We start from the raw sequence: 19527 nt of genomic DNA, 5'->3' as shown, positions 1-19527 counted from the left end.
GCTGGACCCCGGGCCCCATTCGCCTCAGATCCGGCTGCCGCGCGCCCCAAAACCCTCTCTATGACTGAGATGTCCCGGACGACACGAGCCGCGGCCCCTCTCCGTCCGCGCAAGCGATGCGAATTGCCCAGATTTCCCCGCTCTGCGAGAGCATCCCGCCCCGGCGCTACGGCGGCACCGAACGGGTGGTGCATTACCTCACCGAAGAGCTGGTGCGGCGCGGCCACGCCGTGGTGCTGTTCGCCAGCGGCGATTCCCGCACCAGCGCCGAGCTGTTCCCCTGCGTGCCCGAGGCCCTGCGCCTGGCGGGTTACAGCGGCGACCCCACCGTGCCGGAACTGATCCAGCTGGACCAATTGATGGATCAGCTCGATCGCTTCGACGTGCTGCACTTCCACACCGGAGCGAGCCACTACCCCCTGGTGCGGCAGCTGCCGGTGCCCCACCTCAACACCCTGCATGGCCCCCTGACCGCCCCCGACCGCGCCCAGCTGTACCGGCGGTTCCACCAACTGCCTCTGGTGTCGATCTCGGAGGCGCAGCGCCAACCCCTGCCCGAGGCCCACTGGCTAGCCACCGTGTACCACGGCCTGCCCCTGGATCTCTATCAAACGGTGCCTGAGCCCGACGACTACCTGGCCTTCGTGGGACGCATCTCGCCGGAAAAACGCCTCGACCGGGCCATCGCCGTCGCCGGCCAGCTGGGCCTGCCGCTGAGGGTGGCCGCCAAGATCGATAGCTGTGATGCGCCCTACTACCGCGACCACATCGCGGGCCTGATCGAAGGCAATCCCCTGGTGGAGTTCATCGGCGAGGTTGACGACGCCGGCAAGCAGGAGTTGCTGGGCAACGCCCTGGCCCTGCTGTTCCCGATCGATTGGGCGGAGCCCTTCGGGCTGGTGATGATCGAAGCCAACGCCTGTGGCACCCCCGTGATTGCCTGGCGCAACGGCTCCACACCGGAGGTGATCCGACCCGGCCTCAACGGCGTGCTGGTCGACTCGATCGCCGAGGCCGTGGCCGCCGTGCGCCAACTCGACCGGCTCGATCGCCGTGCCGTGCGCCGCGACTTCGAGCAGCGCTTCAGCGTGACCCGCCAGGCCGAGCAGTACGAACAGCTCTACCGCCGCCTGATCGACATCCACGACGACCCGCCCGCCCAGGACGGTCACCGTTCCCTGCACCGCCCCTGCCCACCCCGCGACCCCCTGCTCCATGCCGCATGACGTGCTCCCCCCGTTCGTGCTGAAGAACGGGGAAACCTTCGCGATGCTCGATGCCCGGGGCGAGATCCACCCCGACACCCATGCGGACTCAGGGGTCTTTCACAGGGGCACGCGCCACGTCAGCCGACTGGAATGGCGGCTGTGGGGTCGCGCTGGAGCGGTGCTGAGCTCCACCGAACGGGGGGAACTGGGGCTGCAGGTGAGCCATCTCAGCAACGACGACGAAACCGTGCATCTCGAGCGGAGCACGGTGCTCACGCCGACGGCCTGTCTGCAGCAACTCACCTTCACCAGCTTTGCCCAAACGTCGTTGCAGGTGCCGATCACGCTGCACTTCGACGCCGACTTTCGCGACATCTTCGAGCTGCGGGGCTACCAGCGACCGGAGCGTGGCCGCACCGTGCGCACCTGCACCCCCGAGGGGCTCGAAGCGGTGTACCGCGGGCTCGACAACAGCGATCGCTGCACCCTGGTGCGGCTGAGCGGCCCTGTGCAGGAGGTGGACGAAGCCTGCCTGCAGCTGAGCCTGCAACTGGAGCCCCGCCGCCCGCGGCGGCTCTGCCTGGTGCTCGACTTCCATCCCGATGGCAACCGCCAGCAACCCACACCGGAGGCGGCGTTTGATGCGGCCCTGGAGGCCGCGGTGGATCGCTTCCGCGAGGCCAGCCGGCTGGCCGCCAGCGTCACCAGCGACAACCCTGCCTTCAACTGCTGGATCGCCCGCTCCACCTCGGATGTGCACCTGCTCTCCAGCCAGCTGGACCATGGCCTGTACCCCTACGCCGGGGTGCCCTGGTTCAGTTGTCCGTTCGGGCGCGATGGCCTGATCACGGCCCGGCAACTGCTGCTGTTCGAACCCCGGCTGGCCCGTGGCGTGCTGGGGTTTCTGGCGGAGCACCAGGCTCGCCATGCCGACCCCGCCAGCGATGCGGAACCCGGCAAGGTGCTGCATGAGGCGCGGCTGGGGGAAATGGCCGCCCTGGGCGAGGTGCCCTTTGCCCACTACTTCGGCAGCGTCGATGCCACGCCGTTGTTTCTGATCCTGGCGGGCGACTACCTGATGCGCAGTGGCGATCAGGCCTTCATCCGCGAGCTGCGCGGCGCCCTGGACGGGGCGATGGCCTGGATCCGCGCTGCCGAGAGCAACGCTGCCGATGGCTTCCTGCGCTACCAGAGAACAGCCCAGGGGGGTCTGCGCAACCAGGGCTGGAAGGATTCCGACGATGCGGTTCACCACGCCGATGGTCGTCTGGCAGAAGGGTCGATCGCCCTGTGCGAGGTGCAGGCCTACAGCTATGGGGCCCGCCGAGCCATGGCCCACATCCAGCGGCTGTTCGGCCACGATGCCGAAGCGGAGCGGTTGCTGCAGGAGGCCCGGCAACTGCAGCGGCGCTTTCACGATGCCTTCTGGTGCGAGCGGATCGGCTCCTATGCCCTGGCCCTCGACGGCCAGGGCGAGGCCTGCGAGGTGCGCGCTTCCAATGCCGGCCACTGCCTCTGGACCGGCCTGGCCGGCAAGACCGCTGCCAGCGCGATCGCCCGACAGCTGATGGCCCCCAGCAGCTTCAACGGCTGGGGGATTCGCACCCTCGACGAGGGCGAAGCCCGCTACAACCCGATGAGCTATCACAACGGCTCGGTGTGGCCCCACGACAACGCGCTGATCGCGCTGGGGCTGGCCCGCTATGGCCACACTCCGGAGGGCATGCGGGTGCTGATGGGCCTGTTCGACACTGCCCAGGCCATGCCGCTGCAGCGGCTGCCGGAACTGTTCTGCGGCTTCCCGCGCCAGTCCGACGAGGGGCCGACCCACTACCCGGTGGCCTGCAGCCCCCAGGCTTGGGCCAGTGGCAGCTTGTTTGGGCTGCTCGAGGCCATCACCGGCATGGGGATCGGCCACAACCCCGACAGCGGTCGCGTGGAGGTGTTGTTCCGCAATCCGGTGCTACCGGAGCGGATCAACCTGCTGGAGATCCACGGGCTGCGGCTGGGCGAGGAGGAGATCGACCTGCAGCTGCACCGGGGCGAGCTGGACACGGGCGTGCTGGTGAAGCGCCGCACGAGCGGCGTGGATGTTGTGATTCACAAGTAAATGTGTGATACACAAGTAAATGTGGTGATTCACACGTCGTGGGTCACCAGCAGGCGTGAACGCAGGCGATGGAGCGCTTCACCGGCCGTGAGCCGCTGGATCCAGGCACGTCCGCGGCTCGATCCGAAGCGCACCCCCTCGCTGCTGCAGCCATCGGGGCCAGCGATGGCCAGATGAACCAGCCCCACCGGCTTCTCAGCGCTGCCACCGCCGGGGCCGGCGATGCCGGTCACGGCAATCGCCCAGGTGGCGCCGGTGGCCCGGCGGGCGCCCTCAGCCATGGCCATCGCCACCGGATCGCTCACGGCACCGTGGCTCTCGAGCAGCGCCGCCGGCACCCCCAGCAGGGCCTGCTTGACCGCGTTGGCATAGGCGATCACTCCGCCCAGAAACACATCGGACGCCCCCGGCACCGCCGCCAGGGCCGCGCCGAGCCCTCCGCCGGTGCAGCTCTCCGCCACCGCCAGGGTCTCGCCCCGCCGCCGCAGCTGCTCCAGCACAACCGAAGCCAGGGAATCGTGATCGGCACCAAAGCAGGCCGCGCCGGTGCGGGCGCGGATCTCGGCCTCCAGCGGAACCAGCAGCGCCTCGGCCTCAGCCGTGTTGGTGGCCCGGGCAGTGAGCCGCAACTTCACCTCGCCGGCGCCGGCATAGGGAGCCACGGTGGGGTTGGCCTGCTCCAGCAGATCGGCCACCTGGTCGGCCAGGGTCGATTCAGCCACGCCCCAGAAGCGCAGCATGCGGCTGGCAAACACCCCCTCGGCCAGACCAGCGGCACGCAACCAGGGTGCGGCGGTGGCATGCCACATCGCCTCCATCTCGCTGGGCACCCCAGGGAAGGTGAGCACGGTGAAACCGGGCTGGATCCCCGCTCCAGCGGGCGGCGTCCAGATCATTCCCGGCGCCGTGCCGGTGGGATTGGGCAACACCTGGGCCCCCTGGGGCAGAAAGGCCTGCTGGCGATTGCTGGGGGAGCACACCCGGCCGCGGGCGCTCATGCGGGCCTGGATCTCCGCCCAGATCTCGGGGTGCTCCACCAGAGGCGTCTCGAAGGCGGCCGCCAGGGTCGCGGTGGTGAGGTCGTCGGGCGTGGGGCCGAGACCACCGGTGGTGATCAACACCCGGCAGCGGCCGGCCGTCTCCCGCACCGCCGCCATCAGGCGCTCGCGGTTGTCGCCCACCACGCTCTGACGGTGATGGGGAATGCCCAGGGCCGCCAGCTGGTCCGCCAGCCAGCGGGCATTGCCATTCGTGATGTTGCCCAGCAACAGCTCGGTGCCGATGCAAAGGATCTCGGCGCTCACGGCCTCAGCGCTCCGAGCTGGCTGCGGGCCGTTGCAGGGTCCGGCGCGTGGTCACCAGCACCCAGATCAACACCGCGGTGGCCAAGGCCAGCCAGAGAAAGCGCATCTCAGCATTCACCAGCACCAGGGCGAGCGACCCCAGCCACTGGGTGAAGGCGTAGATCAGCAACACCGTGCGGCGATGGCTCAGCCCACTGCGCAGCAGGCGATGGTGCAGGTGACGCCGATCGGGATAGAAGGGGGAGTGGCCCTCGCTGAGGCGCCCCATGATCACCGCCGACATGTCGGCCAGCGGCAGCGACAGGATCAGCAGGGGCAGCAGCAGGCTGACGCTGGTGAGCCCCTTGGCCGGGCCGACGATGCTGATCGCGGCCAGGGCAAAACCGAGGAAATAGGAGCCGCCATCGCCCATGAAGATGCGGGCGGGGTTGAAGTTGTGGCGCAGGAAACCGAGGCAACTGCCCGCCAGGGCCGCGGCCAGCAGGCCAGCGGCCGGCTGGTGCAGGCTGAAGCTCACCGAGAGCAGGCCAATCGCGGCGATGCCGCTCACGCCAGCCGCCAGGCCATCGAGCCCATCCAGCCAGTTGATCGCATTGGTGATGCCCACCAGCCAGATCAAGGTGGCCAGCAGGCTCAACCAGTCGGGCAGGGGCAGCTGCAGATCCGCCCCCCCGAGCCAGTTCATCGGCAACTCGATGCTGCCGATCCGCACCCCCTCGTTCCACACCACCATCGAAATCGCCAACTGGCCGCCGAGCCGGGGCAGGGGCGGTAGGGCGAACAGGTCGTCGGCCAGACCGATCAGGAAAAAACAGAGGGCCCCGGCCAGGGTGGTCCAGATCAACTGGTCTTTTTCGGCGGCCAGATCGGCAAAGCCCCCAAACACCCAGGTGAGGCCCAGGGCCAGGCTGAAGGCCACCACGATGCCCACCCCACCGAGCCGCACCATCGGCGTGGTGTGCTGCTTGCGGGGGTCGGGTGCATCCACCAGCCCCCAACGCAGCCCCAGGCGACGCACCAATGGGACCACCAGCGCCGTACACAACGCCGCCACCGCGAAGGTCAGCAGGGCGGCCGCGTTGGGGCTGTAGGCGAGGGTCACAGGGCCAGACCGAAGGAAGCCGGGGGGCGGCCTTTGGGGCCCACCTTACGGGCGTATGCCGGGATCAGGCGTGCTGCAGCTGACGCTGCGCATCGGCGAGTTCGCCGTAGAGCGGAAAGCGCTGGCACAACGCTGCCACCCGCTCGCGGCAGCGCAGCTCGATGGTGCTGTCTTCGGGGTTGAGCAGGCGATCGGCGATCACATCGGCCACCTCGCGGAAAGCAGCCTCGTCGAAACCGCGGGTGGTGCAAGCGGCTGTGCCGAGGCGCAGGCCGCTGGTCACAAACGGCGACTGGGGATCAAAGGGCACCGTGTTCTTGTTGGCGGTGATGTGCACATCGCTCACCAGCAGGTCGGCCACCTTGCCGGTCATGGCGATGCTGCGCAGATCGAGCAACACGATGTGGTTGTCTGTGCCACCGCTCACCACGGCAATGCCGCGCTCCTGGATGCGGGCCGCCAGGGCCTGGGCGTTGGCCACCACCTGCTGGCTGTAGGCCTTGAAGGAGGGCTGCAACGCCTCGCCAAAGGCCACCGCTTTGGCGGCGATCACGTGCTCGAGCGGGCCGCCCTGGCTGCCGGGGAACACGGCCTTATCGAACTGCTTGCCGGACTCGGCATCGCGGCAGAGGATCAGGCCGCCGCGGGGTCCGCGCAGGGTCTTGTGGGTGGTGGTGGTGACCACATCACAGACAGGCACCGGGTTGGGATGCACGCCAGCGGCCACCAGGCCGGCGATGTGGGCCATGTCGGCCAGCAGAACCGCGCCCACCTCATCGGCGATGGCGCGGAAGGCCTGGAAATCAATGGTGCGCGGGTAGGCCGAGTAGCCGCACACGATCAGCTTCGGCTTGTGCTCCAGGGCGAGCTGGCGGATCGTGTCGAAGTTGAGCTGCTGGGTGTCGGGATCCACGCCGTAGTGCACGGCCTTGAACCACTTGCCGCTCACGTTCACCGGCGAGCCGTGGGTGAGGTGGCCGCCGTGGCTGAGATCCATGCCCAGGATCGTGTCGCCGGGCTGCAGCAGCGCCAGAAACACCGCAAAGTTGGCCTGGGCGCCGCTGTGGGGCTGCACGTTGGCCCAGGCGGCACCAAACAGCTCCTTGGCCCGCGCGATCGCCAGCTCCTCGATGGCATCCACGTGCTCGCAGCCGCCGTAGTAGCGCTTGGTGGGAAGACCCTCGGCGTACTTGTTGGTGAGCACCGAGCCCTGGGCCTCCATCACGGCGCGGGAGGCAAAGTTTTCCGAAGCGATCAGCTCGAGATGGGTTTGCTGGCGCTCCAGCTCCTTGCCGATCAGCGCGGCGATGGCAGGATCACCGGCGGCGAGGGACTGGTTCAGGGCAGCACCGCCGGAATGGGCCATGGGGAAGGGTTCGTTCGCACGACGATCGTAAAGAAGCACTCCCAAAGCCGAGCGAAGGGCACAAAAAAACCGCCCGGAGGCGGTTGTGAAAAGAAGCGCGCCTGGAGAGATTCGAACTCCCGACCCTCTGATCCGTAGTCAGATGCTCTAATCCGCTGAGCTACAAGCGCATGGGTCCATTTTCACCGCACGGAGGGCCCATCCGTCAATCAACCTGCCATCCACCGCCCTCCCCCGCCACTCCGCCCATGCCCATCCGCTGGTACGGCCCCGCCAACCCCGAAGACCCCACCTACAGGCACTTCGAGCGGATCGTGAATCTCACGCTCCACGCCGCCTTATTTGCTGCCCTAAACAGCGGCCTGTGGGTCGTGCAAGAACTACGCCACCCTTGGAACCACCTCAACTGGCTCACCCTCAGCTGGCTGGCGGTGCTGCTGGTGCACATTGGAACGGTGATCGCCCTGCGCCCGGGCCCCGAAGCCAGAAGCCCCGAGCCAACCGACAAACCCTGAGCCATGACCCTCAACGCCGCTGATCTCAAGGAGCTCGAACTGGCCCTGGCCGATCGCCTTTACCTGCAGGTGGCGGGTTGGCATCTCTACCTCGGCGATGCCGGCCTGGCCCAGACCCTGGCCATCGAATGTGCCGCCCGCCTCGACCAGGGGGCTGGCGTGTGCGCCCGTCAGGCGCTTGAAGCGGTGCAGGTGCCCATCGGTGGCGGGCCGACGCGTCTGCCCCTGGCGCGGTTGGTGCCGGCCGGCCAGCTGCGCGATCTCGAAGAGGTGCTGGAGCCGTTTTGCCGATAAGGTTGCGCCACCTGGCGGCGGGCTGTGCTGGTCATTGAGGTCACCAACGCCCGCGACGTGGTGCGCCAACGCATGGGTCGCCTGGGCGGGCGCCTGATCGGCAAGGTGGTGGATGCCGAGGCCCAGGTGGAGAAGGCCCTGATCCAGGAGCTCGAAACCGCCTTCAAGGAGTTCGGGATCGAAGCCCGCATCTTTTCGGTGGATGGGCCCCAGATGCTGGGCCGTTCGCACCTGGAAATCCCCGTGCAGGTGCGGGCCGAGCGGGAGGTCCGCCTGGATCCCTAGCGCGGCGCGCCAAGCCGCGGAAGCCTGCCGCGCAGCTGGGCCATCAAATCGCTCACCTCAGGCACCCCAGCCCAGCTGGCCAGCAGGCCATAGACCAGCAGCCCCAGGCCTCCGGCAAAGCCGCACTCCAGCAGCAGGCCCCAGAGGTGCTGCGGCCAGGCCACCCCGATCGCCAGAGCCCAGGCCGCCAGTCCCGCCAGCAGAGCTGATCCCAGCAGCAGCAGGCTGTCGCGGCCCCACAGCCGCAATGGCAGCCCGCCCAGCCGCCGCTGCAGGGCCAGCAGCAGACCGCCGCAGGTGATCAGGTTCACCGCCACCGTGGCCAGCACCAGGCCCGGCGCGCCGAAGTTGAGGGCCGGCAGCTGCAGCCCCCAGGGGGTGGGACCGCCCACCAGCAGCCAGTCGAAGATCACGTTCAGGCCGATGCCAGCCACCGAGAAGCGGAAGGGCGTGGTGCCATCGCCCAGGGCGTAGAACACCCGCACCAGCACATCCCGCCCCAGATAGGCCGGCATGCCCACGCCGTAGGCCATCAGCAGCCCGCCCACCAGGGCGGCGGCGCTGGCGTTGAAAGCCCCCCGCTCGTAGATCAGCGCCACGATCGGACCGGCCAGGGCCACCATCAGCGCCCCCAGGGGCAGCATCGAGGCACTGGAGAGCATCAAGCCCTGGCGGATGCGGCCGATCAGCTCAGGGCGATCGGCCGGAGCCGTGAGCCGGGCGAACACCGGCAGCAGGGGCACCAGCAGGGCGTTGGAGAGCAGACCCAGGGGCGTCTGCACCAGCAGGTTGGCGTAGCCCAGGCCAGCCGCCGCCCCCACGATTCCCGAGGCGAAGAACAGATCAGTAAACACATTGATCTGCAACATGCCCGAAGAAAGAGTGGCTGGGCCCATCACCTGCAACACCTCCTGCACGCCGGGGTGCTTCCAGTCCCACACCAGCTGAAACCTGTGCAACCCCTGCTTGGCCAGTGCCGGCAGCTGAATCAGCCACTGGAACACCGCCCCCAGCAGCGTGGTACCGGCCAGCACGGCGCCGCCCACCATGGCGTATTGGGGCAAGGCGATCGCCGGGCCCAACTGCCACCACAGGATCCCCAGGCCGGCGATCACCGCCACGCTGGAGAGCAGCGGGCTCACCGAAGGCAACCAAAACTCATCGGCGGCATTCAGCGCCCCGAAACCCAAACCGATCAAACCGGCAAACAAGGCCATCGGCGCCATCCAGCGCAGCTCCAGCACCGCCACCTCGTGGCGCACAGCATCGAGACCCGGGCCCACCAGCGTGATCAGCGGATCGGCAAAGAGGAACAGCAGCACGGTGACGCCGATCAGGGCCGCTCCCACCAGGGTGTTGATCGCGGCCAGCACGTGGGCGCCCTCGGCGCGGGGCCGGCGCGCCAGCACGCTCACCATGGCGCTGTGGAAGGGACCATTGATCCCACCCAGCAGGATCAGCAGAAAGCCGGGCAGCACATAGGCGTAGTTGTAGGCGTCGTAGGCGATGCCCACGCCAAAGGCGGCGGCGATCACCTGCTGGCGCACCAGGCCCGCCACCTTGCTGAGGGCCGTGGCCACCGCCACGATCAGGGCAATGCGCCGCAGGGACTTCGCCATCCAGAGGGGCCCTGGGCCCTGGGAGTTGAGCGGCAGTATGGCTGGCTTGCACTGCTGCAACCCAGCCCACCCGCCATGGCCACCCCCGTGCTCAGCCTCGACCCACTGGTGGAGGGCACCCTGGTGAAGCGCTACAAACGCTTCCTGGCGGATGTGGAGCTGGAGAACGGCGAGTTGGTGACGGCCCACTGCCCCAACACCGGTCCCATGACCGGCGTGCTCCATCCCGGCGGCCGGGTGCGGCTGCGCCATGCCCCCTCGCCGAGCCGCAAGCTGGCCTGGACCTGGGAGCAGGCCGAGGTGCAGGGCGCCGCGGGAGAGCCGATCTGGGTGGGCATCAACACAGCCCTGCCCAACCGGCTGGTGCGGGCCACGATCGAAGCCGGCTGTCTAGAGCCCTGGCTGGGCCCGATCGCAAGCATTCGGGCGGAGGTGCCCTACGGCGAAGGGCGCCGCAGCCGCATCGACCTGCTGCTCACCCCGGCCGATGGCGCCGCCGATCCCCGACCGATCTACCTGGAGGTCAAGAACACCACCTGGACCCATGGCGAGTTGGGCCTGTTCCCCGACACCGTGACCGAGCGGGGCCAGAAACATCTCTTGGAGTTGATGGCCCTGCTGCCCGCGAGCCGGGCCGTGCTGGTGCCCTGCCTGAGCCGCAGCGACGTGACGCGCTTTGCCCCTGGCGACGCGGCCGATCCGCGCTACGGCGTCCTGTTTCGCCAGGCCCTGGACGCCGGCGTGGAGGTGCTGCCCTGCCGTTACTGCTTCACGGCCAGCACGGTGAGCTGGCAGGGGCTGGCCAGCGTGGAACGACAAGGCCCCGCCGGCCGCCCATAGAGTCGGAGCACCAAGCTCCGGCTGTTGTGGATACCCGCGCCTTCAAACGCTCCCTGCACCACTCGGAGCGCTACAACCGCCGCGGCTTCGGCCTGGGCGACGAGGTGGCCGGCAGCCTGGAGAAGGCCTATCAAAGCGATCTGATCGCCAAACTGCGCGACAACGGCTACACCCTGCAGCGCGGTCGGCTCACCGTGCGGCTGGCCGAAGCCTTTGGCTTCTGCTGGGGCGTGGAGCGAGCCGTGGCCATGGCCTACGAAACCCGCCGCCACTACCCCACCGAGCGGATCTGGATCACCAATGAAATCATCCACAACCCCTCGGTGAACGATCACCTGCGCGAGATGAACGTGCTGTTCATCTCCGTGGAAGACGGCGTGAAGGACTTCTCCGAGGTGGCCAGCGGCGATGTGGTGATCCTGCCGGCCTTCGGCGCCACCGTTCAGGAGATGCAACTGCTCAATGAGCGCGGCTGTCACATCGTCGACACCACCTGCCCCTGGGTCTCCAAGGTGTGGAACACGGTGGAGAAGCACAAGAAGCACGCCTTCACCTCGATCATTCACGGCAAGGTGAAGCACGAGGAAACCCTGGCCACCAGCAGCTTCGCCGGCACCTACCTGGTGGTGCTCGACCTGGCCGAGGCCCAGATGGTGAGCGACTACATCCTCGGCAAGGGGGATCGTGAGGCCTTCATGCAGCGCTTCGCCAAAGCCTGCTCCCCCGGATTCGATCCCGAGCGCGATCTGATCCAGGTGGGCGTAGCCAACCAGACCACCATGCTCAAGAGTGAAACCGAGGAGATTGGCCGCCTGTTCGAGCGCACCATGCTGCAGCGCTTCGGCCCCACCGAGCTCAACGAGCACTTCCTGGCCTTCAACACCATCTGCGACGCCACCCAGGAGCGCCAGGACGCCATCTTCGCCCTGGTGGATGAACCGCTGGATCTGATGGTCGTGATCGGCGGCTACAACTCCTCCAACACCACCCACCTGCAGGAGATCGCCGTCAGCCGAGGCATCCGCTCCTTCCACATCGACACCCCTGAGCGCATCGGGCCCGGCAACCGGATCGAGCACATGCCCCTCGGCGGCGAATTGGAAACCGAGCTGCCCTTCCTGCCCGAGGGCCCGATCCGGGTGGGCATCACCTCCGGAGCCTCCACCCCAGATCGGGTGGTGGAGGACGTCATTGAGCGGCTGATCGAACTCTGCGCCGCGTGAGTCCGGCCCTTGGGTGTCCGGGTGTCACAGCGGGCGCCGAAAGGTCGCTGCAGTGGCTTTACATTGATTAAAGATCGAGCGTGTCCGTCTTCGGCGGGTCCATCGCCAGGAGTTGCCGCTGTTGTCTTTGCTGTTGTCGACCGCACCGCTGGACATGGACCTCACTCCGGCCGACGACAGCCCGGCGACCAGAGCGGTGAGCGCGTCCCCGTTGCTGCGCCACAGCGATGATTCCCGGGTGCGGCGCTACGCCAGTGGTTTCGCCGATGTGATGGAAATGCGGGCCAGCGCGCCCGTGGTCGCCCACTACCTGGATCACCACGAGGGCTGGTTCCGTCGCTGCGCCGCGCCGATGACCGTGCAGCCCCTGGGCTGCCAGGGCTACGCCCTAACCCTTGGCACCTTTGGCAACTTCGGCTTTGAAGTGGAGCCCACCATCGGTCTGGAACTGCTGCCCCAGGACCAGGGGCTCTACCGAATCCTCACGGTGCCGAACCACGGCGGCGATCCCGCCCTGGACGGTCTCTACGACGTCGAGTTCAACGCCTCACTGCGCCTCGACGAGGCCGATGATTCTCGGCCGCTGACCCTGGTGCGCTGGGAACTCGACCTCAGCGTCTGGATCCGCCTGCCAGGGGTGATCACCCTGCTGCCCGACGGGCTGGTGCAGTCGAGCGGCGACCACCTGCTGAAGCAGATCGTGCGCCAGATCTCCCGGAAACTCACCTGGAAGGTGCAGGAAGACTTTCACGCCAGCCACAACCTCGACTGCCCGCCCCGGCGGCACGCCCAGTTCTGAGGGCTCAGGCGGGCTGAAGGCTCAGGCGGGTCTGTTCTCCCAGATCTTGTTGAGGATCTGCAATCCGCTCACGGCCTGCCAGAGGAACAGAGTCACCATTGCCATATTCAGGCCCACATGGGCCTTGCGGGCAATCAGGTTGCCCTGCTGCATCAACGGGGTGAGCGCCACGGCCAGGGCGATCAGGCAGGTCATGCCGATGCCCACCAGCAGGTGGGGCCCCACAAACAACTTGCCGTTGTTCAGGTAGGTGACGGCCATGCCGCCGAAGGTGCCCAGCACCATCAGCACCAGGATCAGGCTGCCGATCTGGAAATGGCGCTTGGCGAACTGGCCCTTGATGAGGGTCTTGCGGGTTTCAGCGTCGGCGGTGCGGGTTTTCTTGGCCTTGATACCCAGGAACATCCCGTAGCCCGACAGGGCCAGCAGGCCCCCCATCAGCAGGGGATGGAGAAAGTTGAGGTTGTAAGCGAGCGCTTCAGGCATGGCGTCGGAGGGGGCTGGCGATGGGCACCGGCGATGAAAACCGGGAGCTGGGCAGAGCGGTGTCGGAGCGAAGCTACAGCTCACCCCGCCCACCGGGGGACTTCAGTGGAGGAAATGGCGCTGGCCGGTGACCACCATCGCCAGGCCCAGAGCATTGCAGGCCGCAATCGAGTCGGCATCGCGCACGCTGCCGCCAGGCTGGATCACGGCTTTGATGCCATGGCCTGCGGCCAGGCGCACGGTGTCGTCGAAGGGGAAGAAGCCATCACTGGCGAGCACCGCACCGCGGGCTTTGTCGCCGGCTGCCTCCAGGGCCAGCCGGGCTGAGCCCACCCGGTTCATCTGGCCGGCGCCGATGCCCAGGCTCTGGCCATCCCGGGCCACGGTGATGGCATTGGAGCGCACATGGCGCACCAGCTTCCAGGCAAAGCGCAGGTCGTTCAATTCCGTGCTGGTGGGCTGGCGCTCGCTCACCACCTGCCAAGCGCTCTCCTCCACCGGTTGGTCGTCGAGTGCCTGCACCAACACACCACCGAGCAGGCTGCGCAGCTGCCGCCGCGGGGCCCGCGCAATCGCTTCGGGGGCCAGCTCCAGCAGCCGCAGATTGGTGCGGGAAGCCAGCCGCTCCCGGGCCGCAGCATCAAAGCCCGGCGCCACCACGCACTCAAGAAACAGGCTGCCGAGCTGCTCCGCGGCCCCCAGATCCACCGGGCGGTTGAGCGCCACGATGCCACCAAAGGCCGAGAGCCGATCGGCATCCAGGGCCCGGGTGAGGGCATCGGCGCCGCCGCGGCCCGTGGCTACCCCGCAGGGATTGGTGTGCTTGACCACCACGGCGGCCGGCTCGGCTCCAGGGCCGTAACCAAACTCACGCACCGTGGCGAGGGCCGCGTCGAGATCGATCAGGTTGTTGTAACTGAGCTCCTTGCCCTGCAATTGCTCAGCGGCGCCCCAGCCGGCAGCTGGCTCGCTGTGCCAGGTGGCCTGTTGATGGGGGTTTTCGCCGTAGCGCAGGCTCTGACGAGCGGGTAGCTCGAGTCGCAGGGGCGCCGCCCCCTCCGCAGCCATCCCCTCCAAACGGGCGGCCAGCCAAGCGCTGATCGCCCCGTCGTAACTGGCGGTGTGCTCAAAGGCCTCCAGCGCCAGGCGGCGGCGCAGGGCTGGGGTCAGGGCGCCAGCCCGCAGGGCCTCGAGAAAGGAGCCGTACTGGCTGGGGCTGGTGAGCACCGCCACATCGGCATGGTTCTTGGCCGCCGCCCGCACCATGGCCGGGCCGCCGATGTCGATGTTTTCGATCGCGGTGTCGAACGCCACCGCCGGATCCGCCACGGTCTCGCGGAAGGGGTAGAGGTTGACCGCCACCACATCAATCGGGGCGATGCCCTGGGCCGCCAGATCCGCCTGATGGCCGGGCTCAGCCCGCTTGGCCAGGATGCCGCCGTGGATGCGGGGGTGCAGGGTCTTCACCCGTCCCCCCAGAATCTCGGGGGCCCCGGTGTGCTCCGCCACCTTGGTGACTGGCAAGCCGGCGGCCTGGAGAGCAGCCGCGGTGCCGCCACTGGAAATCAAGGCGTAGCCGGCCTCCAGCAGCCCCTTGGCCAGGGGCTCCAATCCCTCTTTGTTGGAGACGCTGAGTAGGGCCGTGGGGGCCATGGCTGCCAAGGATGCTGGTCTGAAGCCAACCTACGCAGCAGCAGCACCCACGCCATGACCACCCCCAGCAGCCCATCCAGCGACGACCTGATCCGGCTGGGCCCCCACCAGAGCGAGCGGCGGCTGGTGCTGCTGCACGGCTGGGGGGCCGACGCCGATGACCTACTCGACCTGGCTGAGCTGCTGGTGGAGCCCGCGGCAAGCGTGGTGGCGCTGCGGGCACCCCTGCCCCACCCGGGAGGCAGCGGCCGCCAGTGGTATGACCTGCAGCAGCCGAACTGGCCCCAACTGCCCTCGGCCCGGACCCATCTGCGCCAACGGCTGGAGCAGCTGGCCACCGAGGTGCCCCTGGAGCAGACGGTGCTGCTGGGCTTCTCCCAGGGAGCAGCGATGGCGCTGGATGTGAGCACATCCGGCGCAGGTCTGCCCCTGGCCGGACTGATCAGCTGCAGCGGCTATCCCCATCCGGATTGGCAGCCCGGCGTTCAGACCATCAAAAAAATCCTGCTCACCCATGGGGAGCAGGATCCGGTGGTGCCCTATGGGGCGAGCGAAGCGCTCCAGGAGCAACTGCGCCAAGGTGGGATTGAGGCCGACCTGATCGGCTTTGCCGGTGGTCACACCATCGACACCAGCCTGTTTCCAGCCCTCCGCCATTACCTGGCCGCCCAGTGGCCGGCCTGAGGAGATCGCCTATCAGACGAAGGCGTATTCGTACTCTTCCATTTCCTCCCAGTCATCGGCGGCGAGGGCTTCGATGCCTTCGAACAGAACGTCTTCACCGATGCGATCAACGATCGAACGCAGCGACGGGAACAGGAAATGGTTTTCTTCGGCGTACTGGGCACTGAACAGCCCCTTCTCGCCCCAGAAGAAGCGATCGGTGGTGTGCTCGTTGCGGCGCACGTTGAGGATCGCGGGGGGCACCAGCAGCTCCTCGGCGATGTAGCGGCGGGCCGCTGTGACCGGCTTGTGGGAACCCGTTTCCAGGTTGAAGGTGGGGACATGGGCCAGTACCCGCTGGCCGGCGAGCCGGCGGCGGCTGATCCGCTTGCGCTTCTTGGACATTGAGCGGCTCCCGCGGGGGGAGAAGTGAGGGGACGAGGAGAAACCGGAGGGGAACGGACCATGGGAGCGCAAAACATGCGCAGGGTCCGTGACTCAGCCCGCCGAGGCAGCCGGAAAACCGGCAGCACGGGCGACGTCCAAACGTTCTGATGCCCGGAAGCGTCAGCCGGCCCAAAAGGTCAGTGACGCCGCAACCCGCCCATTCGGGTTGCGAACAACAGGGAGAAAGGATCGGCAAGAAGTCGGATCTGTCTCTGCTGTAGCCTCAATTACCCGAAAGGGCAACAAGGGGTGTGGGCGTCACGACGTTGAACCGCTGCCCGCTTGCGGACCGCGTCGTATTGGTCGATACGGAATATCTTAAGACTTTTTCTCGGTTTTCCAACGCCCATTCGAAAATTTTTTCGGCAGGGCGGCGGTTGATTGGCTCAGATGCAAGTCTCCGAAAGGTTTTTGAGCCTGCTCCGCTTTCAGTTGGCCCAGTTCGCCGACCGGGGTGATCTGCAGTCGCTGGTGGTGTACGTCACCCAGCCCGGCAACGGCAGCGCCCCAAGCCTGGTTCCCATTGGCCAGTGGCCCAGCGATGGCCGGGCCCTCCCGGCCGTGGAGGCAGGCAGCCCGCTGCGCTGGCCGGCCGAACAACGGCGCTGGCTGCCGCTGCGTCACCACAACGTGCTGCTGGGAGCCATCCAGGTGGAAACCAGCACGCTGCCGTGGCCCGACACCCTTGGCCAGCGACTGCAGGCCGTAGCCCTGTGTCTCACCGAAGCTCTCTGCCTCGACCTGGAACAACAGCGGCTGCAACAAACACTGAAGCAACAGGAGGCGGAGCTGGGCCTGTTGCTTCACCAGCTGCGCAACCCCCTGGCCGCCCTGCGCACCTTTGGCCAGCTGTTGCTGCGGCGCCTAGACCAGGACAGCCAGAACCGCCCCTTGGTGGAGGGATTGCTGGCGGAGGAGCGCCAGCTCAACCGCTACGTCGATGCCCTCAGCCAGCTGGGCCGCAGCACCACACCGGTGGTCTCCGGCGAGGCAGCCCAGCCCCTGCTGCTTCCACCCGGGCTGGTGGGACCGGAGGGCCAACCCCTGCCGGATTGGCTGGAGCCCCTGCTGCAGCGGGCCTCTGCCACCGCCGCCCTGCAGGGTCGCCCCTGGCAGCCGCCCGCCCGCATGCCCGATTGGCACGGCGACAGCGGTGCGGTGGCCGAAATCCTGGCCAACCTGCTGGAAAACGCCTTCCGCTACAGCCCCGCCGGCAGCGCCATCGGCCTCCACTGCCAGCCCCTTGCGGGAGGGGCCTGGCAACTCGCCGTCTGGGACGGCGGTGCGCCGATTGCACTCGAGGAACGGGAGACGATCTTCGATCGGGGCGTTCGGGGCCGTGGTGGCCAGAACCTGCCGGGCACGGGGCTGGGACTGGCCCTGGGCCGAGACCTGGCCCGCAGCCTTGGCGGCGAACTCAACCTGGTGGTGCCACCCGCCGCCGTGGCGCCGGGGCTGCCTCCGCAGGGCAATGCCTTTTGCCTCAGGCTGCCAGGAGCCGCAGCCCCAGACCACTGAACAGCAGCGCCAGGCTTTCGACCCACTCCACGCAGGCGCCGTAGCTGTCGCCGCTGTGGCCCCCGAGACGGCGCCCCAGCCAGAGAGGGACCAGCACCGCCGGCACCAGGCCGATCATCTGAGGAGGGGAGCCGCCAAGCCAACCCCACAGCACCAGCGCCAGCAGCAGCACCAGCAGCGCCGGCGCCAGCTCCGCTGCCAGCCCCCGCCAGTGCTGCCGGTGGAAACCGGCGCTGCCCTGCTCCCGCAGATAGGGGAACCACTGCATCGCCACAAGGGGGGCCACCCGGCCCCAGAAGGCAGCCCAGAGCAGGGCCGGTGGCGCGGCGGCTGCCAGGCACAGCAGACCCGCCGCCCGCAGCAGCAGCAGCACGACTAGGGCCTGCACCCCTGAAGCGCCCACGCGGCTGTCCGCCATCGCCTCCAGGGCCCGGGGGCCGGCGCCAAGCCCATCAGCGGTGTCCATCGCCCCATCCACGTGCAGGCCACCGGTGAGGATCAACCCGAGGGCCAGCACCACGGCCACCTGGGCCCCGAGCGGCAACCAGCCCGCCGACAGCCCCCAGAACAGGGCCTGCAGCCCGCCCAGCACCAGACCGATCAGGGGACCAAAGCGGGCGATGCGCTCAAAGCGCAGCGGCACCCCGGGCCAGGCCGGTAGCACGGAATAAAACACCCAGGCCCCCGCCAGATCGGCGAGCCAGCCCGGAATCCACCCAGAGAAAGGCTTCGGCAAGCGACACCTAGCGTCAGAACAGCACCGGTTCGGCGCAATCAGCTTCCCACCCGCCTTTTCCTTCGCCATCACGGCCCGCTGCCAACGCACCCGGGCCCGCTGCGGCTGCTTCCACACGCCCCATGGCGTGGTCACCACGCCCCGGTTCATGCCGGTGGGCACCCTGGCCACGGTGAAGGGGGTCACGGCGGATCAGCTGCGCGCCACAGGCGCCCAGATGGTGCTCTCCAACACCTATCACCTGCATCTGCAGCCGGGCGAGGCGATCGTGGCCGAGGCCGGCGGCCTGCACCGCTTCATGGGCTGGGACGGCCCGATGCTCACCGATTCCGGCGGCTTCCAGGTGTTCAGCCTGGGCGACATCAACACGATCAACGACCACGGCGTGGTGTTCCGCTCCCCCCGCGACGGGGCCCGGATCGAGCTCACCCCCGAGCGCTCGATGGCGATCCAGATGGCTCTGGGGGCCGACGTGGCCATGGCCTTCGACCAATGCCCGCCCTACCCCGCCAGCGAAGCGGATGTGGCCGCCGCCTGCCGCCGCACCCACAGCTGGCTGGAGCGCTGCATCGCCAGCCACACCAAGCCCGATCAGGCCCTGTTTGGCATCGTGCAGGGCGGCTGCTTCCCCCATCTGCGCCAGGAATCGGCGCGGGTGGTGGCCTCGATGGGGCTACCCGGCATCGCCGTGGGCGGCGTGAGCGTGGGCGAGCCCACCGAAGAGATGCACCGGATCGTGCGCCAGCTGGGGCCGCTGCTGCCCGACGACAAACCCCACTACCTGATGGGCGTGGGCACCCTGCGGGAGATGGCGATCGCCGTGGCGAATGGTTTCGACTTGTTTGATTGTGTGATCCCCACCCGGCTGGGGCGCCACGGCGCTGCCCTGGTGGGCGGTGAGCGCTGGAACCTCAAGAACGCCCGCTTCCGCCACGACCACACCCCGATGGATGCCAGCTGCCCCTGCCCGGCCTGCCGGAACCACACCCGGGCCTACCTGCACCACCTGATCAAGAGCGAGGAGCTGCTGGGCAAGATCCTGTTGAGCCTGCACAACATCACCCAGCTGGTGCGCTTCAGCAGCGCAATGGGCCGGGCGATCCAGGACGGCTGTTTTGCAGAGGATTTCGCTCCGTGGGACGCCGATTCCCCAGCCGCCCACACGTGGTAGCGTCCGCCTCACGCACAGTGATTTCCGGGATGGCCGCCTACACCCTGCAGACCCTGGCCCAGCTCCCCGAGGCCTACCAGGCCTTCGGCCCCCTAGTGGACATCCTGCCGATCATCCCCCTGTTCTTCCTGCTGCTGGCCTTCGTGTGGCAGGCCTCAGTGGGTTTCCGCTGAGCGGTGGGTTTCCGC

Annotated in this window: 20 protein-coding genes and 1 tRNA gene; 12 read left to right on the top strand and 9 right to left on the bottom strand. The window is 68.1% G+C overall.

Annotated features, from left to right (window positions below; genetic code table 11):
- Window positions 1–116: 116 nt before the first annotated feature.
- Both KBY57_RS07215 and KBY57_RS07210 read left to right on the top strand, forming a co-directional pair.
- Entirely contained in the window at window positions 117–1226 is a 1110-nt protein-coding gene (locus tag KBY57_RS07215; RefSeq protein ID WP_254995198.1) for a glycosyltransferase family 4 protein, read from the top strand.
- Entirely contained in the window at window positions 1216–3318 is a 2103-nt protein-coding gene (locus KBY57_RS07210) for a glycogen debranching N-terminal domain-containing protein (RefSeq protein WP_254995197.1), read from the top strand. Before KBY57_RS07215 ends, KBY57_RS07210 begins: the two co-directional genes overlap by 11 nt.
- 29 nt (window positions 3319–3347) lie before the next feature.
- Here KBY57_RS07210 and KBY57_RS07205 read toward each other — a convergent pair whose 3' ends face one another.
- The 4 genes from KBY57_RS07205 to KBY57_RS07190 form a co-directional block, all read right to left on the bottom strand.
- Window positions 3348–4622 carry a competence/damage-inducible protein A gene (locus KBY57_RS07205; RefSeq protein ID WP_254995196.1) on the bottom strand — a complete coding sequence of 425 codons (1275 nt, stop codon included), beginning with the start codon at window positions 4620–4622 and terminating at the stop codon, window positions 3348–3350.
- A 4-nt stretch (window positions 4623–4626) separates the two neighbouring features.
- A complete protein-coding gene (locus KBY57_RS07200; RefSeq protein ID WP_254995195.1) occupies window positions 4627–5724 on the bottom strand; it encodes a glycosyltransferase family 4 protein in 1098 nt (365 codons plus the stop codon).
- A 64-nt stretch (window positions 5725–5788) separates the two neighbouring features.
- A complete protein-coding gene (gene glyA / locus KBY57_RS07195) occupies window positions 5789–7090 on the bottom strand; it encodes a serine hydroxymethyltransferase (RefSeq protein WP_254995194.1) in 1302 nt (433 codons plus the stop codon).
- A gap of 96 nt (window positions 7091–7186) precedes the next feature.
- A tRNA-Arg gene (locus KBY57_RS07190) sits at window positions 7187–7260 on the bottom strand.
- Between the two features lie 78 nt (window positions 7261–7338).
- Here KBY57_RS07190 and KBY57_RS07185 point away from each other — a divergent pair.
- From KBY57_RS07185 to KBY57_RS07175, 3 genes are read left to right on the top strand one after another with little or no spacing between them, the layout of a single operon-like run.
- Window positions 7339–7605: a hypothetical protein gene (locus KBY57_RS07185; protein WP_254987999.1), complete on the top strand. Its 267-nt coding sequence runs from the start codon at window positions 7339–7341 to the stop codon at window positions 7603–7605.
- Between the two features lie 3 nt (window positions 7606–7608).
- Window positions 7609–7899: a DUF3181 family protein gene (locus tag KBY57_RS07180; protein WP_254988000.1), complete on the top strand. Its 291-nt coding sequence runs from the start codon at window positions 7609–7611 to the stop codon at window positions 7897–7899.
- A 24-nt stretch (window positions 7900–7923) separates the two neighbouring features.
- Window positions 7924–8184, top strand: coding sequence for a cytochrome-c oxidase (locus KBY57_RS07175; protein WP_094559135.1), 261 nt, complete (start codon window positions 7924–7926; stop codon window positions 8182–8184).
- Here KBY57_RS07175 and murJ read toward each other — a convergent pair.
- Window positions 8181–9803 carry a murein biosynthesis integral membrane protein MurJ gene (murJ, locus tag KBY57_RS07170; RefSeq protein WP_254995192.1) on the bottom strand — a complete coding sequence of 541 codons (1623 nt, stop codon included), beginning with the start codon at window positions 9801–9803 and terminating at the stop codon, window positions 8181–8183. The genes KBY57_RS07175 and murJ overlap by 4 nt on opposite strands.
- 75 nt (window positions 9804–9878) lie before the next feature.
- Between murJ and sfsA the strand changes: the two genes are divergently transcribed.
- From sfsA to KBY57_RS07155, 3 genes are all read left to right on the top strand, one after another.
- Window positions 9879–10643 (top strand): DNA/RNA nuclease SfsA, encoded by a 765-nt coding sequence (gene sfsA, locus KBY57_RS07165; protein ID WP_254995191.1) that lies wholly within the window; start codon window positions 9879–9881, stop codon window positions 10641–10643.
- A 26-nt stretch (window positions 10644–10669) separates the two neighbouring features.
- Window positions 10670–11866 (top strand): 4-hydroxy-3-methylbut-2-enyl diphosphate reductase, encoded by a 1197-nt coding sequence (locus KBY57_RS07160; RefSeq protein WP_254995190.1) that lies wholly within the window; start codon window positions 10670–10672, stop codon window positions 11864–11866.
- Window positions 11867–12020: 154 nt separating this feature from the next.
- Entirely contained in the window at window positions 12021–12665 is a 645-nt protein-coding gene (locus KBY57_RS07155; protein ID WP_254995189.1) for a DUF1997 domain-containing protein, read from the top strand.
- Window positions 12666–12686: 21 nt separating this feature from the next.
- Here KBY57_RS07155 and KBY57_RS07150 read toward each other — a convergent pair whose 3' ends face one another.
- Window positions 12687–13151 (bottom strand): DUF4079 domain-containing protein, encoded by a 465-nt coding sequence (locus KBY57_RS07150; protein ID WP_254995188.1) that lies wholly within the window; start codon window positions 13149–13151, stop codon window positions 12687–12689.
- A gap of 102 nt (window positions 13152–13253) precedes the next feature.
- Complete coding sequence (gene purH / locus KBY57_RS07145) at window positions 13254–14804, bottom strand: bifunctional phosphoribosylaminoimidazolecarboxamide formyltransferase/IMP cyclohydrolase (protein WP_254995187.1); 1551 nt, start codon at window positions 14802–14804, stop codon at window positions 13254–13256.
- Window positions 14805–14858: 54 nt separating this feature from the next.
- Here purH and KBY57_RS07140 point away from each other — a divergent pair, with 54 nt between their 5' ends.
- Window positions 14859–15488, top strand: coding sequence for an alpha/beta hydrolase (locus KBY57_RS07140; RefSeq protein WP_254995186.1), 630 nt, complete (start codon window positions 14859–14861; stop codon window positions 15486–15488).
- Window positions 15489–15500: 12 nt separating this feature from the next.
- Here KBY57_RS07140 and KBY57_RS07135 read toward each other — a convergent pair whose 3' ends face one another.
- A complete protein-coding gene (locus tag KBY57_RS07135; protein ID WP_094559128.1) occupies window positions 15501–15872 on the bottom strand; it encodes a DUF3155 domain-containing protein in 372 nt (123 codons plus the stop codon).
- Between the two features lie 474 nt (window positions 15873–16346).
- On the opposite strand from KBY57_RS07135, the gene KBY57_RS07130 reads away from it, so the two are divergent.
- Window positions 16347–17432, top strand: a complete 1086-nt coding sequence (locus tag KBY57_RS07130; RefSeq protein WP_315859777.1) for a HAMP domain-containing sensor histidine kinase — start codon at window positions 16347–16349, stop codon at window positions 17430–17432.
- Here the strand turns inward: KBY57_RS07130 and KBY57_RS07125 are convergent.
- Window positions 17398–18168 carry an adenosylcobinamide-GDP ribazoletransferase gene (locus KBY57_RS07125; protein ID WP_254995184.1) on the bottom strand — a complete coding sequence of 257 codons (771 nt, stop codon included), beginning with the start codon at window positions 18166–18168 and terminating at the stop codon, window positions 17398–17400. The genes KBY57_RS07130 and KBY57_RS07125 overlap by 35 nt on opposite strands.
- Window positions 18169–18205: 37 nt before the next feature.
- Between KBY57_RS07125 and tgt the strand changes: the two genes are divergently transcribed.
- Window positions 18206–19339, top strand: a complete 1134-nt coding sequence (gene tgt / locus KBY57_RS07120; RefSeq protein WP_254995244.1) for a tRNA guanosine(34) transglycosylase Tgt — start codon at window positions 18206–18208, stop codon at window positions 19337–19339.
- 29 nt (window positions 19340–19368) lie between these two features.
- Complete coding sequence (locus KBY57_RS07115) at window positions 19369–19512, top strand: photosystem II reaction center protein K (protein WP_094559231.1); 144 nt, start codon at window positions 19369–19371, stop codon at window positions 19510–19512.
- The last annotated feature ends 15 nt before the right edge of the window (window positions 19513–19527 follow it).

Source organism: Cyanobium sp. Aljojuca 7D2 (assembly GCF_024346415.1).
GTDB lineage: Bacteria > Cyanobacteriota > Cyanobacteriia > PCC-6307 > Cyanobiaceae > Cyanobium_A.
This window is presented reverse-complemented; position numbering and strand designations above follow the sequence as displayed.

What these genes read in the sequence shown, in the direction of transcription:
- KBY57_RS07215 (WP_254995198.1), top strand. Translation starts at nt 117, where the DNA reads ATGCGAATTGCCCAGATTTCCCCGCTCTGCGAGAGCATCCCGCCCCGG.
- KBY57_RS07210 (WP_254995197.1), top strand. Translation starts at nt 1,216, where the DNA reads ATGCCGCATGACGTGCTCCCCCCGTTCGTGCTGAAGAACGGGGAAACC.
- glyA (WP_254995194.1), bottom strand. Translation starts at nt 7,090, where the DNA reads ATGGCCCATTCCGGCGGTGCTGCCCTGAACCAGTCCCTCGCCGCCGGT.
- KBY57_RS07185 (WP_254987999.1), top strand. Translation starts at nt 7,339, where the DNA reads ATGCCCATCCGCTGGTACGGCCCCGCCAACCCCGAAGACCCCACCTAC.
- KBY57_RS07180 (WP_254988000.1), top strand. Translation starts at nt 7,609, where the DNA reads ATGACCCTCAACGCCGCTGATCTCAAGGAGCTCGAACTGGCCCTGGCC.
- murJ (WP_254995192.1), bottom strand. Translation starts at nt 9,803, where the DNA reads ATGGCGAAGTCCCTGCGGCGCATTGCCCTGATCGTGGCGGTGGCCACG.
- sfsA (WP_254995191.1), top strand. Translation starts at nt 9,879, where the DNA reads ATGGCCACCCCCGTGCTCAGCCTCGACCCACTGGTGGAGGGCACCCTG.
- KBY57_RS07155 (WP_254995189.1), top strand. Translation starts at nt 12,021, where the DNA reads ATGGACCTCACTCCGGCCGACGACAGCCCGGCGACCAGAGCGGTGAGC.
- KBY57_RS07150 (WP_254995188.1), bottom strand. Translation starts at nt 13,151, where the DNA reads ATGCCTGAAGCGCTCGCTTACAACCTCAACTTTCTCCATCCCCTGCTG.
- purH (WP_254995187.1), bottom strand. Translation starts at nt 14,804, where the DNA reads ATGGCCCCCACGGCCCTACTCAGCGTCTCCAACAAAGAGGGATTGGAG.
- KBY57_RS07140 (WP_254995186.1), top strand. Translation starts at nt 14,859, where the DNA reads ATGACCACCCCCAGCAGCCCATCCAGCGACGACCTGATCCGGCTGGGC.
- KBY57_RS07135 (WP_094559128.1), bottom strand. Translation starts at nt 15,872, where the DNA reads ATGTCCAAGAAGCGCAAGCGGATCAGCCGCCGCCGGCTCGCCGGCCAG.
- KBY57_RS07115 (WP_094559231.1), top strand. Translation starts at nt 19,369, where the DNA reads ATGGCCGCCTACACCCTGCAGACCCTGGCCCAGCTCCCCGAGGCCTAC.